Source organism: Paenibacillus vietnamensis, from assembly GCF_020169515.1.
GTDB lineage: Bacteria > Bacillota > Bacilli > Paenibacillales > Paenibacillaceae > Pristimantibacillus > Pristimantibacillus vietnamensis.
In genome coordinates, this window is record NZ_JAHMHW010000009.1 from 124300 (window position 1) to 139747 (window position 15448).

11 protein-coding genes are annotated in these 15448 nt (G+C 50.1%); 6 read left to right on the forward strand and 5 right to left on the reverse strand.

Going from position 1 to position 15448, the window contains the following annotated elements; all coding sequences use genetic code 11:
- Positions 1-219 precede the first annotated feature (219 nt).
- The 4 genes from KP806_RS17805 to KP806_RS17820 form a co-directional block, all read right to left on the reverse strand.
- Positions 220-1101, reverse strand: a complete 882-nt coding sequence (locus KP806_RS17805) for a carbohydrate ABC transporter permease (protein WP_224725072.1) — start codon at positions 1099-1101, stop codon at positions 220-222.
- An 18-nt stretch (positions 1102-1119) separates the two neighbouring features.
- The gene (locus KP806_RS17810; RefSeq protein WP_224725073.1) at positions 1120-2082 is read right to left on the reverse strand and encodes an ABC transporter permease; all 963 of its coding nucleotides are present in this window, start codon (positions 2080-2082) and stop codon (positions 1120-1122) included.
- Positions 2083-2152: 70 nt separating this feature from the next.
- Positions 2153-3763 (reverse strand): extracellular solute-binding protein, encoded by a 1611-nt coding sequence (locus tag KP806_RS17815; protein ID WP_224725074.1) that lies wholly within the window; start codon positions 3761-3763, stop codon positions 2153-2155.
- Between the two features lie 100 nt (positions 3764-3863).
- Positions 3864-5603, reverse strand: coding sequence for a glycoside hydrolase family 2 protein (locus KP806_RS17820; RefSeq protein ID WP_224725075.1), 1740 nt, complete (start codon positions 5601-5603; stop codon positions 3864-3866).
- 195 nt (positions 5604-5798) lie between these two features.
- Here KP806_RS17820 and KP806_RS17825 point away from each other — a divergent pair, with 195 nt between their 5' ends.
- Positions 5799-6635 (forward strand): AraC family transcriptional regulator, encoded by an 837-nt coding sequence (locus KP806_RS17825; protein ID WP_224725076.1) that lies wholly within the window; start codon positions 5799-5801, stop codon positions 6633-6635.
- A gap of 608 nt (positions 6636-7243) precedes the next feature.
- On the opposite strand, the gene KP806_RS17830 is transcribed toward KP806_RS17825, so the two are convergent.
- The gene (locus tag KP806_RS17830) at positions 7244-8215 is read right to left on the reverse strand and encodes a LacI family DNA-binding transcriptional regulator (protein WP_224725077.1); all 972 of its coding nucleotides are present in this window, start codon (positions 8213-8215) and stop codon (positions 7244-7246) included.
- 301 nt (positions 8216-8516) lie between these two features.
- On the opposite strand from KP806_RS17830, the gene KP806_RS17835 reads away from it, so the two are divergent.
- The 5 genes from KP806_RS17835 (at position 8517) to KP806_RS17855 (ending at position 15313) form a co-directional block, all read left to right on the forward strand.
- Positions 8517-9776 carry an ABC transporter substrate-binding protein gene (locus tag KP806_RS17835; protein ID WP_224725078.1) on the forward strand — a complete coding sequence of 420 codons (1260 nt, stop codon included), beginning with the start codon at positions 8517-8519 and terminating at the stop codon, positions 9774-9776.
- 113 nt (positions 9777-9889) lie between these two features.
- Positions 9890-10765: a carbohydrate ABC transporter permease gene (locus KP806_RS17840; RefSeq protein ID WP_224725079.1), complete on the forward strand. Its 876-nt coding sequence runs from the start codon at positions 9890-9892 to the stop codon at positions 10763-10765.
- Complete coding sequence (locus KP806_RS17845) at positions 10765-11601, forward strand: carbohydrate ABC transporter permease (protein WP_224725080.1); 837 nt, start codon at positions 10765-10767, stop codon at positions 11599-11601. Before KP806_RS17840 ends, KP806_RS17845 begins: the two co-directional genes overlap by 1 nt.
- A gap of 16 nt (positions 11602-11617) precedes the next feature.
- The gene (locus KP806_RS17850) at positions 11618-13699 is read left to right on the forward strand and encodes an amylo-alpha-1,6-glucosidase (protein ID WP_224725081.1); all 2082 of its coding nucleotides are present in this window, start codon (positions 11618-11620) and stop codon (positions 13697-13699) included.
- Positions 13700-15313 carry a glycoside hydrolase family 13 protein gene (locus tag KP806_RS17855; protein WP_224725082.1) on the forward strand — a complete coding sequence of 538 codons (1614 nt, stop codon included), beginning with the start codon at positions 13700-13702 and terminating at the stop codon, positions 15311-15313.
- Positions 15314-15448: the final 135 nt, after the last annotated feature.

Genomic DNA, 15448 nt, shown 5'->3' on the forward strand with positions numbered 1-15448 from the left:
ACTGATCAAACCATCTGATATCCCGCGCCGCGCCTGGGATAGCGCTTACAAATTACGGGCTGCGGACTTCTTGGATATCCGTGCATGATCATTTTTTTCAGGGGAATCGTACTCGCTTAACCGCCTTTCGACCCGCTTCATTCTCCAATAGGTTTCCCATAAAAAACAAAAAAGCCGAGCGAAATCGCTCAGCCTTTTGAAAGATTAAGTTTCAATTCATTACTCTTTTAGCGCACCGATCAAAACGCCGTGCACAAAGTATTTTTGCAGAAACGGATACAGCACCAAAATCGGCAATGTAGAGACAACAATCGTCGCGTACTTAATCGTTAACCCAATATCCATACGGTCGCCGGCCGCTGCTCCGGTCATCATATTATCTGTGCTGTTTGAAATAAGAATTTCCCTGAGCACCAGCTGAAGAGGGAACAATTCCCGATCACGCAGATAGACCAATGCATGGAAATACGAATTCCAATGCCCGACTGCGTACCATAGTATCATTACGGCAATCACAGGCATAGAAAGAGGGATAATAATCCTGCTCAAAATAATCCAGTCATTCGCTCCGTCGATGCGTGCGGATTCCTCCAAGCTTACGGGAATGCCTTGAAAGGCGGTTCGCATAATGATTAAGTTAAACGAGCTGATTGCCCCAGGCAAGAGAAGCGCCCAAGGCGTATTTAACATGCCCAGATTGTTAACCAGCAGGAAAGACGGAATAAGTCCCCCGTTGAACACCATTGTGATCACGATAATGAGCATGATGGAGTTTTTGAAATAAACGTTACGGCGGGAGAGAGCATATGCACCGAGAGTAGTCATAATCAGGTTGATGATTGTACCTGCTGTCACATAAAAAAGCGTATTCCGGTAGCCGGTCGCAACCATGGGATTTTCCAGTACCGCTTTATAGGCATCCAGGCTAAACCCCTGCGGGTAGAACAGCATGCCGCGAAACCGCGCCATTTCCGCAGGATCGCTAATAGATGCGAAGAGGATATAAATAAACGGATAAAGCGTAACGAAACAAAGCGATAGCATAAAACCGATATTAAACCATGAAAAAACGGTTTCACCCGGAGAACGTTTATAAGTCATTTTTTCTCTCCCCCCCCTTTACCATAACCTGTGTTCGCTTACCCGCTTGCTGATCGTATTGGCGAGAGTAAGCAAAACGAAGCTGATGACCGAATTGAACAAACCTACGGCTGCGGAGTATCCGAAGTCGGCTCCAAGAATCCCTTTTCTGTATACATAGGTTGAAATGACGTCAGCCGTTTCATAGGTCAGCGGGTTGTACAGCAAAATTATTTTTTCGCTTCCAACGGAAAGCATGGACCCTATGCTAAGGATAAACAAGATGACGATCGTCGGCATAATGTCTGGAATGGTTACATGCAGGGTTTGCTTCCAACGGCCTGCACCATCCATTCGAGCCGCATCGTACAGGGTCGGATCAATCGTGGACATAGCGGCGAGGTAAATGATAGAACCCCAGCCGATTCCTTGCCAGACACCGGAGGATACATAGATGAAGCGAAACCATCCCGGCTCCTGCAGGAAAGCGACCGGCTCCATTCCGAACACGCCGAGGATGTTATTAATCAGTCCGTCGCGCGCAGCAAAATCGACAAGCATCCCCGCTACAACGACGATTGAAATAAAGTGCGGGAGATAACTAATCGTCTGGACGACCCGTTTGAAGAGAATGAGACGAAGCTCATTAAGCAATAGAGCCAGGATAATAGGGGCGGGAAACGCAAACAACAATTCATAGATGTTGATCATGAGGGTATTTCGAATAAGACGCCAAAAGTAAGGGTTCTCAAAAAAATGTTGAAAGTGGGTAAAACCGACCCAAGGACTTTGCCAAACTCCATCTGCTATCCCATAATCTTTAAAAGCGATGAGCAGACCATACATGGGTCCGTAATGAAAAAGGCCGTAATAGGCAATAACGGGAAGAAGCATAAGATAAATGTAGCGATTCCGGATCAAGTCCTTTTTTATGATACTCCTTTTGCTTTCCACAGGTATGCCGGCTGTTGCTTGTACCAAATTATTGTCTAAATCAGGCACGGAATGATCCCTCCCGGATTCCCGGAATATGACAAGCCGGCGGCCCGCCATATTCCGAAATTGGAAATGCTTATCTATTGTTGTAGCGTTCTAATGCTGCCTGCTGAATTTGGATCGCTTCTTCGATTCCTAAGCCTTTTAGCGTTTCTGCATATTCATCGAATTTATCCAGCGGCTCCGAACCCATAATAAATTTCAAAATCATTTCATCTTTAAACGTATTGGCGTCGGTCATGATCGAGGCGTACCGGCTGCTGTCTTCCACAGCGATACTAACCGGAGGCATTCTTTTTTCATGTGTAGGGGCGGACCACAGCTTCATGGCTTCTTGTTGTTCAGGCTTGGTCGTATACTGCTCCGTGTGACGTACATCCTGCACAAAAGGACCCGATGTAGCGCCCATGATATGCTTTCTAAAGGCTTGGGAAATCGGCAGTCCGTCCGGATTATCCAATACAGCGTCCGTATACTTTGGCTGGCCGTCAACTAAAGTGTACGTTTCTCCTTCTTTTCCGAAGTTCATGATGAGCTTCCCTTCTTCACTGTACAAGTCATCCAGGAATTTTACGGTTCCGACGACGTTTTTGTTACTTCCGGTTATCGCTGCGAAGATGCCTGTAACGGGATTGTCAAGATATCCGAATACCGGCTTTTCGCCAGAAGCTAATGTCGGATAGGGAGTCCCGACAATCTTGAACTCTGGTTGGCTTTTCGCCATTAAGTCCAAGTATTTTCCGATTCCGCCATTGAGAAACAAAACCGTCGAACCGACCTGATTACCGGTCATTTTTGCATCTTTCATTTTGCTATCGGTTGTAGCGAAGTCCTTGTCAAGCAATCCTTCCTTATACCATTGGTTCATTGTGGCCAGGTATTCCTTGAACCCGGGTTCAATCGGACCGTATTTGACGGTATTATTCTCCTGGTAAAAATCGTTTGGCGTCCCGAAGGCACCAGCGAAAGCTAGTTCCCCTGCAGGAATTAGAATCGGAATTTCGTCCGCTTCGCCATTGCCGTTAGGGTCCTGTTCTTTAAACGCTTTCAAAACAGTGTGCCATTCGTCAATTGTTGTCGGTACGGCTAAATTTAATTTATCCAGCCAGTCCTTTCGGATTGCAGGTCCCAGGAAGACTTGCTGGGTGACATCCTCACGAATGAACGGGAAGCCAATCATATCGCCATCGTCCGTAGAAGCCATTTTTCTCCATTCCGGATGAGCGTCAAACAGCTTTTTCAGGTTGGGGGCATCGTCCAAATAATCATTTAATGGGATGATCTTCTTATCCCTGATCGCTTTCTGAGCTCCTCCAGGGTAGTTGTTCCATGCAAAATCAACAACATCCGGCAGCTTATTCGATGCGACCATCAAGTTGAATTGTTCTCCGAGCTGACCTTGTGCCGGGTGCTGGAATTCAACTTGGACGCCGGTTTTGGCCTCTATCTCCTTCCAAGCGGTTACCTCTCCATAACTCTTCATAATGGCGGCAGCATCCGGAAACAATTCCACCCAATACGTTAATTTCGTTAATGGTTCAGTCTGCTCCGTTGAATCACGTTCTTCTGATGTCGATCCCGTTGACCCTGTTGATTCCCCTCCGCTGCACGCGGCTAAAGCAGTCGCGAACAATGCCAAAATAATGAGTACAACTGCAAACCTACTCGTCTTTCTCTTCATCGACATGAACAAATTACCCACCCCATTCTAAATAATAGGAATCCATTTGGAATGACGATCTTAATTTGGAGGGGCCATCCCTCTTGGGACAGCCCTTATGCGGTCATTACAGCGTGGAGCCCCAGACGTAGGGATCGTGCTGGTCCGTGTATATGCCCTTAACCACGCGATAAGCGAGCTTTGGTTTGCGATATTCGTTGACCAGCCCCTTGTTGTTGAAGGAGCGTGCGCGGTCCCTAAAGTGGGGGCGGCGACTCTGCAGGTCGGCCCTGGTATCTGCAAACTGCCAAACGTAAGTGCCGCTAATCTTCGGGTCGTCCCGGAAAAGCTTCAGGGACTTGCTGAGCAATTCGGCTTGGTAGTCCTCGCTGAATAGGCGGGGTTCCCAGCCGGAGTCGCCATATACGCCTGCTCCTCCAAATTCGGTCATAAGCACCGGAGTGTTCTCGGCTCCATATTCCTTACAGCGCTCATGGAAGGTTTCAAGCATCTCCTCGAACGTGGCATGACCGAAATACCATCCGCCATAGTAGTTAATTCCGATCACGTCGAATAGTCCGAGGCAGATGTCTTTCATGGGGTGCATGGTGGCATAAGCCACAAGCCTTGACTGGTCCTTGCCCCGAACGAGTTCTGTCATTTTGACGGACAATTCATAGGCCTGCTTGGAGCGCGTATCGATTTCATTATGGACAGACCAGAACAGGATCGAGGGATGATGAAAATCCCGTTCGATCATCTCGTCCATCATCGTTAACGCGCGTTGTACGAAGAGAGGGTCGTCCGTGGCCTCCGCCGGGAATGCGGCGCCCCAAATCGGAATCTCGCCCCAGAAGAGCACGCCTCGCTCATCCAGCAAATCCAGCCAGTATTCGCTTTGGGGGTAATGTGACCCGCGTACGGTGTTGCATCCCATCTGCAGGATAATATCAAGATCCTTGGTCATCAATTTGTTGGGGAAAGCAAAGCCCCATTCCGGGTGCTCCTCGTGGCGGTTAACTCCCTGAAGATAAAGCTCCTTGCCGTTCAGCAGAATCTTTTTGTTTCGGGTCTCTACCGTACGGAATCCGATGCGGTCTGCAAGGTCATCCCGGCCGGCTGCGGCTCTGATCACGTAGAGAGCGGGATCCTCTTGTTCCCATCGCCGGAGGCCCGCCCAGGCTTGTTCCACGTTCAGTTCCAAGCTTCCGTTAGCATGAAGGTAAACGGTTTCAGCATGAAATACCTCCCCGTTCCGATAGAGGGACACGGGCACTTCAACAGGTGTATCCGACAGGGAGCGGAGCTTGAGTTTAACCCGAATGTCAGCGCTGGAATCTCCTGTCATGTCATAAGTGATCCGCATACCCTCGATCGAGACATCAGGCAGGAGCTGAAGCTCCACGGGCCGGATAATTCCGCCGTAATGAAACCAATCCACAATGTGGTAGGGTATCGTATTGCTCTCCAGCGTGCTGTCCGTGCGGATGACGAGCTCGTGAACCCCGGCAGTGGCGTGAGGGATCATAAAGTCAAAAGGAGTATATCCGCCGTAATGGTATCCCAGATGGTTTCCGTCCCAGTACACATCGGCATGACCCAGCACGGCGTGGAACAGGAGACGCAGATGGCTGCTTTCCTCGAGCGTTACCCGAGTGCGGTACCAGGCCACCCCTTCGTAGTCAAACTTGCCGAGCTCGTTATTCCAGCAGGCCGGCACCGGCACACGATCGTGGCCGGAAGGAAAATTTGTGTGCCACCCTTCTGACAACCCGATGTTGTCCTTGTCAAAAACGAAATCCCATAATCCGTCAAGCAATTGGCATTCCCGAAGTCGATGCTGCTGAAACGTTCGGATCACAATCATCATCTCCAATATTTTTTCTGCGAATCATCTATAATTTTTGTTCTTTATGTTCGGAGTGTAGCATCGGTCGCAATGGAGCGACAATGGTAAAAACAATCCTATTCATTTATCATAAACGATACAAAAGAGAACAATGGCAAAAACAATCCTGTTCGTTTATCATAAATGATACAAAGGTTTATAGGAGGCAGACCTATGGAATATGCTTTGGGAAATATGGTGGTGCATATACATTGGGTACTCGACAAGCCGGCGCAGCCAGGCTGGGAGGATATTCGGCAGACCGTATCCGGGCATACCTTTTACTACATTTATAGCGGCAAGGGAATTTTCCGTTGCGAGGAAGGGGACCAGGAAGTAGAAGCAGGCACATTGGTGTACCTTTGGCCCGGATTGCCTCTCTACATGAAGTCCTCGGAGGCACATCCTCTTCGAATGACGATGCTGCTCTTCGATTGCGCTTCGCTAAGGAAAAGTGAGGATGGATGGGATGCCCCGGAGCCCATTGAACGGCTGCGGCTGCCCTTTCTTTTGCCTTTACAGAGTGAGTATATGGGAAAGATCGGGGGACTTCTCCGGGAAGCGGAGAGAGAATGGGTGCCTGGGGATCTCGTGCGGGAGGCACGAGTGAAATCCGTTTGGTATCGCTTGGTGCAGGAGGTGCACGAGGCGGCAGAAGCAGGCGGAAGGCACAGCGATGAGGAAGGAATAGCAGCGGCGCTTCGCAGGTTCAAAGAGAAACTGGACACGGGATTTGCCACGGAGTTTCGAATCACCGAATTGGCGGAGCAGACCGGTTTCTCCCCCGTCTATTTGCGCAGAACCTTCGCAGCCCGATACGGGTGCAGTCCCAAGGAGTATCTGGATCAGCTTCGCAATGAGCATGCGGTCCGCCGGCTCCGTTTCACAGGCGATTCCATCACGGATATAGCGAGAGCGTGCGGGTATTCTGACGTCTACCAGTTCAGCAAGGCGTTCAAGAAACGCAACGGTTTATCGCCGACCGAATACCGCAGAAAGCATGGGGACTGATATCGCCTGGATTCCTCCCCTTGCCGATCCAGAGAAAGGCTGCTTTAAGTCTCTCAAGGCCGCTGGATTCGTCTTTTTAGCAGGATGGTTTCTGCTGCACTTTATACAGCAGAACAACCTTCTTCCACAACCAGCCGCCACTCCGCTGTACTTTTTACAGCAGAATCCCCCAAGTTAGATCCTTTCGAGAACCGTCAGGCTGATTCTAATGCAAAAGTGCAGGCTAGTATCTCCAAAGCTCCTTCATGTAAGGTTTCTGATGCACTTTGTACAGCAGAAAGAAGCAGGCTGTCCTCAACGAGCAGCCTGCTTCTCCTCCAATTCCCCATCTCTTTAACCCATACTGCCTGGCATAATACATAATGCGGCGGTACAAGCTTTTGTCCATAAGGTAACGAACACTAGAATCGTTATTTGCTCAAAATGGACCGGTTTCGATTTCTAACGAACTGAGAATATGTTATTCCTCGAAAATCAGGGTTTTTCGTCAGTTTAGCACCTCAATACCAATAGTGGAGTTCGTTAGCTTTGTAAAGCCGGCCAAATCAACGCTATAGAGACTGTGGAGTTCGTGAGTGCGCGAGCATTACGCGAGCATTAAATAAAAACTAAGAACGCACCGACTGGCGCCAGACGATGGAAGCCCCGATTTTGACGGTATCGCGGTTGACGTTGCCTTTAATCAGCTCCAGCAGCTCCTTGGCCGCCAGATAACCGCTTTCGTAACGCGGAATTTTGATCGTCGTCAGTCCCGCCAGCGCTGCCGCGTCCGAATCGTCGAAGCCCGTAATGGAAATGTTATGCGGCACGGAAATTTGATGCTCCTCGAACGCCTTCATCGCTCCGATCGCCATATTGTCGTTAGCGCACACGAGCACCTCCGGATATTCATTGCTGAGAATCATCAGCTTGGCCGCCTGATAGCCGCTTTGCTCCCGGTAATTGCCGTGATAATAATACGTCTGGTCAAAAGCGATACCGTTCTTCTCCAGCGTATCGGCAAAAGCGGAAAATCTCTCCTTATTGTCCAGCGAGGACGCTTGTCCGCCCAAAAAGCCGAAGCGCTGAAAGCCTTTATCCACCAATGACTGCACAAGCTGGCTCATGACCGGATAGTTGTCGACGACGACGCTTTTTGTATTTTTATTATCGTAATCGAACACTCTATCCATAAGCACAACCGGGAATTCGGGTTTGGCCACCGACCGGAAAAACTCGTCCGTCAAGCTTCCGTCCAGGCTGATCGTGCCCCGGGCGAAGCTGCTTCTCAAGAAGTTTTCGCTTGATTTATTCGTGCAAATAATGAGATCATAACCGTTTTCATTCAGAAACGTGCTGATCCCTTCGATAATCTTCAAGTAAAACTCGCGATCAAAATCGCTGAAAATAAATACGATCCGTTTATCTTTATCCGATTTGGATTTCTTTGGCGCGGCGTCATGCACGTAGCCCTGCTCTTCGCAGCATCGCAAGATCCGGTCTCTCGTTTCCTGCGATACATTTTTCCGTCCGTTCAGGACATTGGATACGGTCGAAATGGAGACGCCCGTCATTTCGGCGATCTCTTTCAAACTGCTCATCCGGCAACCTCCTCGTCAATTCCCCTAAGTAAAACCTATTATACCACTTTACAAGCATTTTACCTACATATTTTAAGGCGTTAAAAATACAAAAACCGTTGATATGACAGGACGTTTGCAGGTGGAAAAACTTATGGCAAGTAAAACGATGCCTAATTTTACTTGTAATTATACCACCTATTTTACTTAAGTATACTGTTTTATACTAAGTAAAATATCTTATTTTTATAAGTTTTTTATTGACTTCTTTACTTGTCAGTTTATAATCAAGGGTACATCCAACTAAAGGGGGACTATAGAAGTGACAAAAGTAAAGCGCTTTATTTCCATTGCATCCAGCGCGGTTTTACTGGTGACCATGCTTTCCGCATGCGGCAGCGGCAATACCGATAACGGGACAGAATCCACGGACGGCGAAGCTTCCGCTAAGCTGCCCAAAATTTCGTTATTCCAATCCAAAGTTGAAATCGCGGATCAGCTGGAAACGATGACCGAAAAGTATAAAGAAGAAACGGGAAATGAAATCGACGTCTGGGGCTCCGCAGGCGACAACTATTTGACACAGCTGCAAGCGAAGCTGAATGCCGGCGAAGGCCCGACGATTTTCGGCGTGCAAACAGGCGCGGAGACAGAGAAGTTCAAATCGTACTACTACGATATGAGCAATGAGTCTTACGCAAAGAACATCGCACCGAATATGGAAGTGAAGATCGACGGCAAATTGGTCGGCGTACCAACCGGCGTTGAAGGCTTTGGCCTCGTTTATAACAAAAAGCTGGTCGACCCTGCCAAAATAACGGATCTTGCATCCTTCAGAACCTTCCTGCAGGACATGAAAGCCAAGGACATTAACGGCTTCAGCCTTTCTCAGGAAGCTTACTTCCTGATCGGTCATATCATCAACACGCCATTCGCGCTGCAGCAGGATCCGGTTCAATTCGTTGAACAATTGAACAAAGGCGAGGTAAAAATGGCGGACACCAAAGAATTCAAGGAATTCGCCGAGTACATGGAAGCGATCCGCGAGCTTGCCTCGAACCCGCTTGAGACCACCTACGATTCGCAGATGGGCGACTTCGCGACAGGCAAAACGGCGATCGTCCACCAAGGCAACTGGAGCTACGGCATGCTGGCCGACTACGACGATATCGAAGTTGGCATGATGCCCTTCCCGCTTTCTGGAAATCAGAAACTTGCTGTAGATATCCCTGCGATCTGGGTCATCAACAATAAAGCGAATGCCGAAGAGATCAAAGCGGCCAACGCGTTCTTTGAATGGCTGTATAACAGCGAATCCGGCAAAAACATCATTGTTAATGAGTTTAAATTCATTCCTGCTATGACGAATATCGAGACAAGCAGCCTGGACCCTCTGTCCCAAGCGGTATCCGAAGCTACGAACAGCGGCAACACCATCCCATGGGCGCTGACGTACTTCCCTCAAGGCATTATCGTCAACGATTTGGCGCCTGTCACCCAACAGTTTTTCTTAACTCCTTCCATGACCGGGGAGCAATATCTGCAGAAGCTTGACGAGGTTTGGGCGAAAGCTCCGAAGTGAGCCTTGCGGCCCCATAACCAAACGCGGAAAACTAACCTGGACCGTCCGGGTTAGTTTTCCCTCCTTTTGAACTTCCGTTTGAACCGAAATTACTCCGAAATGAGTGAATATACATGAAAGCGATCAAAAATAGAGGCTGGTACGCTCTATTTACGCTGCCGCTTCTGCTTATCTTTTCCACTGTCGTCCTCATCCCCTTTGCGATCGGCATCTGGTATTCCTTTATTAGCTGGGACGGCATCCCTGCCAACCCGAAAGTATTTGTAGGCTTCGATAACTACGTTCAGATTTTCCAGGACGACCGCTTCTTGAAGTCGGCTTGGCTGACAATTAAATTTACTTTTTTTGCTCTCATTATCGTTAATGTGTTGGGGCTTGCTTTGTCGCTGCTCGTGACGTCCAAGCTTCGCACCAGCAATTTAGCCAGGACGCTGTTTTTTATGCCGAACCTGATCGGCGGCTTGATTTTGGGTTATATTTGGAAATTTATTTTTACGGATGTGTTCAAATATGTCGGACAAAATGCCGGCATAGACAATGTTTTTTTCAACTGGCTGCTTAATCCCGAATACGCCTTGTATGCGATCGTCGTCGTTTTCGCCTGGCAAATGGCCGGTTATACGATGATTATTTATATCGCGGGCATTCAAGGCATTCCCGACGACTTAATGGAGGCGGCGAAGGTCGACGGCGCGAACGCATGGCACAAATTGACCAAAATTGTGTTCCCGCTGCTTATGCCCTCCTTTACCATTTGCTTATTCTTGACGCTATCCGGCGCATTCAAAATATTCGATGTGAACCTGTCGCTCACCGGCGGCGGACCGATCAACTCCACCGAAATGTTCGCGATGAACATTTTCAATGAAATCTTCGGCTACAGCCGTTACGGCATCGGACAAGCGAAAGCGATTATTTTCTTTGTTCTCGTCGCCGCCGTAACCTTGGTCCAAGTGTATATCACGAAGAAAAAAGAGGTGCAAATGTAATGAAAACAACAAGCAAATGGATTTTGGAAGCGTTGCTTGTCCTCTTTGCCCTTCTGTTTTTGTCGCCGATCTATATCATGCTCGTAAACTCCTTCAAAACCCGTTCGGAGCTTTACGAGAATGCCTTGGCGCTCCCGTCCTCCATCACCTTCGAGTATTACAGCGAAGCGATGGACAAGATGAATTTCCTGACGGCCTTCGGCAACTCGCTGTTTGTGACGCTGGTGTCTCTGGTTTTTATCGTCGTGCTGGCAGCTATGACGGCATGGATGCTGGTTCGCACGGACAACAAGCTCAGCCAAATCATCTTTATGGTTCTCGTATCGACGATGCTGATCCCGTTTCAAACCTTGATGATGCCCCTTATGCAGGTTATGGGCTGGATCGGCGATACGCTTCGCATTCCGATGCTCAATACGCATGGCGGATTGATCTTTATGAACATCGGCTTCCATGCGAGCATGGCGGTATTTCTGTACCACGGCTTTATTAAATCCGTTCCCGTTGCGCTCGAAGAGGCCGCTACGCTGGACGGCTGCACGAAATTCGGCGTGTTCTGGCGCATTGTATTTCCTATGCTGAAGACGATTACGATCACCATTGCGATCCTGGATGTCATTATGATGTGGAACGACTACTTGCTCCCGTCGCTGACTCTTTCGGATAAAAGCCTGCGTACCATCCCGCTTTCCACCTTCTATTTCTTCGGTGAATTTACGATTGTGTGGAATCTGGCGATGGCCGGCTTGACGCTGTCTATTATTCCTGTCGTTATCTTCTATTTCGTGGCGCAAAAGCACATCATCAAAGGGGTCGCCGAAGGCGCTGTGAAATAAGCAGGAGGAAATGAACATGATAAATTGCGTGATCAAAGAAGGAGATCTGTTCTGTCTTACGGGTCCCGGCGGGGATATGAGCGGAGACTCGGACAGCGGGTACGGCCTCTATGCCCAAGATACCCGTTTCCTGAACGAGCTGGAATTAGAAGTGAACGGCGAGCGGCCTCAGCTGCTATCCGCTAATCAGGACCGGAGCTGGTTCACCAAGCTTCGTCTCATGAACCAGACGAAGGACGAAGGCGCGATGGAAATTGTCCGGGAACGGTATATTTATGCGGGCTCGCTGCACGAGCGGATCACGGTAACGAATTATTACCCTGACGCAAGACCGGCCGAGATCGCGATGAAGTTCGGTGCAGACTTTCAGGACATGTTTCTTGTACGCAAATACCGGACAGGTGAAGTCGGATATATCCTCCTTGCGGACTACAGTCCGGAAGGTATTACTTTGCAATACTCGGGCAAAGACGACGTCCGGCGCTTCCTTCACATTCAGTGGGATTCAGAGCCTGTAGAGGTAAGCGAAAACGGCAAAGCCCGGTTCTCCCGTCTGCTGCAGCCGCGCGAGTCGGCTTCGGTCCATTTTATGATCACCCCGCAGTGGGAGCGCTTGAACAAAACCGGTATCCTCGCCTTCAAAGAAGGATTCGCGGCGCTGTCCGAAAGCTACCGTGCCTGGACGGAGGACACGATGACGATCGAAACCGATCACGCTCCGTTTAATCGGGTGTACAACCGAAGCGTGCAGGATCTGAAAATGCTGCTGTCCGACTACGGGTTCGGCGAGATGCCTGCGGCAGGTTTGCCGTGGTTTGCCGCGCCCTTCGGCAGAGACAGCTTGATTACCTCCCTTTACATGCTGATGCTGCGGCCGGAGACGGCGAAGGCGACTCTGCGCACTTTGGCGGCTTGGCAAGGAACAAAGCACGACACCGAGCGGGATGAGCAGCCGGGCAAAATCATGCATGAAATGCGCTTCGGCGAGCTGGTCGCCACGGGACAATCCCCGTTCGGGCCCTACTTCGGCACCGTCGATGCCACGCCGCTGTTCCTCGTCGTCCTTGCCGAATACGTCAAGTGGACAGGCGATCTGGAGCTGGTGCGGGAGCTGACTCCTGCCGTCATGAAAGCTCTGGCGTGGATAGACGAAACCGCTGGCAAATACGGCGGCTTCCTCTCCTATCATCAGGAAGCCGAGCTCGGCTTCCCGAACCAAGGATGGAAAGATTCGCCGAACTGCCTCGTTCATCCGGACGGGCGCCTCGCCTCCTCTCCTATCGCGTTGAGCGAGGTGCAAGGTTATGTCTATTATGCCAAGCAGCAGCTCGCAGCTATATTCGATCGTTTAGGAGATTCGGAGCTCGGAACGAGACTTCGCCAAGAGACGGATCTGCTTCGCGAACGGTTCGAAGCCTCGTATTGGATGGATGACGATCAATATTATGCCGTTGCGCTTGAACGCGGCACCGTGGCGGTGCGCTCCGTCACCTCCAATCCCGGCCATCTGCTGTTCTGCGGGCTGCCGGACACCGGCCGCACCGCAAAGGTAGCGGAGCGGTTGAGCTCGGCGGACATGAACGGCGGCTTCGGCATCCGGACGATGAGCGAGCAAGCGGCCGGTTATTATCCGATGAGCTATCACAACGGAAGCGTATGGCCGCATGACAATGGATTTATTTTGCTTGGCTTAAGCCGGCTCGGCTGCCGGGAGGAAGCGGTGCAGCTGATGGATAGCTTGCTGGAAGCCTCTCTTTCATTTGGTGACGCAAGGTTTCCCGAACTGTTCTGCGGCTATGCGAGCGAAGGCGAAGGCGTCGTCCCTTATCCGACGACCTGCTCGCCGCAGGCCTGGTCGGCGGCCGTATCGGTCGTGCTCGCGCAATCGGCTTTGGGGCTTTTCCCGGACTCTCTATCGGGAACGATTCGGCTTCATCCGGCTTTGCCAAGCGGAATGAACACAATGAAGATCGAACGAATCCGGATTGGCGAAGGCCATTTAAGCGTTGAAATACAAAAGACGAATCATGACCTGCATGTGAAGGTGCTCCGCAATACGACGGGCTATGCGGTTGAAGTGGGAAAGGGAAGTGACTAAATGAACAAAACATGGTGGAAAGAAGCGGTTGTCTATCAAGTGTATTGGCGCAGCTTTTATGACAGCAATGGTGATGGCTATGGGGATCTTGAGGGGGTATTCAGCAAGCTGGATTATATTCAAAGCCTGGGCGTGGACGTCATCTGGCTTAATCCGTGCTACGATTCGCCCGACGTCGACAACGGCTACGACATTGCGGATTACCGTTCGGTCATGCCGAAGGCAGGCACAATGGCCACGTTCGAGAAGCTGCTGGCTGCCGTCCATGACCGCGGAATGAAGCTTATTATGGATTTGGTCGTGAACCACACCTCCAATCAGCATGCCTGGTTCCAGGAATCGCGCTCCAGCATCGATCATCCGAAGCGCGATTATTACATTTGGCGCAAGCAGCCGAACAATTGGCGTTCCTACTTCGCCCCCTCCACTTGGACCTATGATGAAACAACGGGCGAATATTACTTCCATTCCTTCGCGGCCGAGCAGCCGGATTTGAACTGGGAGAACGAGAAGGTTCGGGAGGAAGTTTATGCTTTGATGCGTTTTTGGCTGGACAAAGGGATCGACGGCTTCCGGATGGATGTCATCAATCTGCTTGCCAAAATCCCGGGTTTCCCGGACGCCGAGCGGCCTGAGGATATTTCGTATTTGGGCAACAATCCCGGCATTCACGAGTATTTGCAGGAAATGTACGACAAAGTGCTAAAGCATTACGATGTGTTTACGGTCGGCGAGATTCCGTTCGTGACTCCCGAAGACGGCGTGCTCTACGTCGGCGAGGACCGCGGCGAATTAAATACGCTGTTCCACTTTGAAGTATGCGACTATATGGCCCATTGGGATCTGCCCCGCTTCAAGCAAATTCAGGATCGCTGGCACAAGGGCTTGTGGGGTAAAGGCTGGAACTCCCAGTTTTTGAACAACCATGACCATACACGGGTCGTATCGCGCTTCGGCAACGATACCGAATACCGGGAGCAGTCGGCAAAATGCTTCGCCACCCTCATCCACACCCTGCCGGGCATGCCTTATATTTATCAAGGCGAAGAAATCGGGATGACGGGCATCCGCTTCGATTCTATCGATGAATACAACGATATTGCGATGAAAAACAAATATAAAGAAGAAGTCGGCAAAGGCCGCGATCCGGAAGCGGTGCTGAAGGAGCTGCAGCATTTGTCGCGCGATAATTCCCGTACCCCTATGCAGTGGAATGCCGGACCGCAAGGCGGCTTCACGGAAGGACAGCCTTGGATCGCCGTCAATCCGAATTACAAGGACATTAATGTCGAGCAAGCTTTGGCTGACGAAAATTCCGTTTATCATTACTATAAGCAGCTTATCGCTTTACGAAAAAGCAGCGAAGTCATGGTATACGGAGAGTTCAAGACTTATCTGGATGAGCACGAGCAGATTTACGCTTATACAAGAACGCTCGGCGAGGAAGCCTGGCTGGTGCTGCTGAACATCTCGTCGCACCCGGCGACCTGCAGCGTCTCCGACTTCGGCGTACAGAAGCTGGGCGACATCGTCATCGGCAATAACCCTGAACGAACCAATCAGAAAACGGCGATCGATTTGCTGCCTTACGAGGCCGTTGTATTTCGGGTGTAAGAAACGCATATTTAACAGCCCGCAAGCCGGACACTTCGGATGAAGTGACCGCTTGCGGGCTTTTTGATGTAAAATAAACTTGACATCGTGATTGGTTTAAATTACATTTTGTATATAGAATTTGACTAAGTTAAT

Bases quoted from the DNA above. Each gene is read 5' to 3' on its own strand.
- KP806_RS17805 (WP_224725072.1), bottom strand. From the start codon at position 1,101: ATGACTTATAAACGTTCTCCGGGTGAAACCGTTTTTTCATGGTTTAAT.
- KP806_RS17815 (WP_224725074.1), bottom strand. From the start codon at position 3,763: ATGTCGATGAAGAGAAAGACGAGTAGGTTTGCAGTTGTACTCATTATT.
- KP806_RS17820 (WP_224725075.1), bottom strand. From the start codon at position 5,603: ATGATTGTGATCCGAACGTTTCAGCAGCATCGACTTCGGGAATGCCAA.
- KP806_RS17825 (WP_224725076.1), top strand. From the start codon at position 5,799: ATGGAATATGCTTTGGGAAATATGGTGGTGCATATACATTGGGTACTC.
- KP806_RS17830 (WP_224725077.1), bottom strand. From the start codon at position 8,215: ATGAGCAGTTTGAAAGAGATCGCCGAAATGACGGGCGTCTCCATTTCG.
- KP806_RS17840 (WP_224725079.1), top strand. From the start codon at position 9,890: ATGAAAGCGATCAAAAATAGAGGCTGGTACGCTCTATTTACGCTGCCG.
- KP806_RS17845 (WP_224725080.1), top strand. From the start codon at position 10,765: ATGAAAACAACAAGCAAATGGATTTTGGAAGCGTTGCTTGTCCTCTTT.
- KP806_RS17850 (WP_224725081.1), top strand. From the start codon at position 11,618: ATGATAAATTGCGTGATCAAAGAAGGAGATCTGTTCTGTCTTACGGGT.
- KP806_RS17855 (WP_224725082.1), top strand. From the start codon at position 13,700: ATGAACAAAACATGGTGGAAAGAAGCGGTTGTCTATCAAGTGTATTGG.